Below are 477 nucleotides of genomic sequence, written 5' to 3' on the forward strand. Positions count from 1 at the left end.
TCAACGAGGCGATGCGCTACGTGGCCGGCGTGGTCCTGGAGAGCGGCGGCATCGACAATCGCGTCGATGACTTCCGCATCCGCGGCTTCGATGCCGGCAGCTGGAGCAACAACGTCACCGTCGACGGCATGCGTGCGCCGCAGGGTGGCCAGTGGAACCGGACCATGGTGGACAGCTGGAACCTGGACCGTGTCGAGGTGCTGAAGGGGCCGTCGGCCGTGATGTATGGTCAGGTGGCTCCGGGCGGCATGGTCAATCAGGTCAGCAAGACCCCAACACCTGATCAGCAGCAGGTGCTGCAGCTGGGCCTGGATGGGAACGGCCAGTACAGCAGCGCATTCGACCTGGGGATGGCATCGGATGACAAGCGCCACCTTGGGCGCTTGGTTGGCCTGTATCGCGACGGTGACACGCAGATCAAGCACACCCAGCAGCAGCACTGGTTCCTGGCCCCCAGCTACACCTTCCAGATGGCCG

Annotated in this window: 1 protein-coding gene; it reads left to right on the forward strand. The window is 64.6% G+C overall.

Going from position 1 to position 477, the window contains the following annotated elements:
• A partial coding sequence (locus tag VG556_RS22400) for a TonB-dependent receptor plug domain-containing protein (RefSeq protein WP_423180056.1) occupies positions 1 to 477 on the forward strand: 477 nt, incomplete at both ends.

Origin of the sequence: Stenotrophomonas sp. CASM106 (assembly GCF_049384825.1) — a bacterium.
GTDB classification, from domain to species: domain Bacteria; phylum Pseudomonadota; class Gammaproteobacteria; order Xanthomonadales; family Xanthomonadaceae; genus Stenotrophomonas; species Stenotrophomonas muris.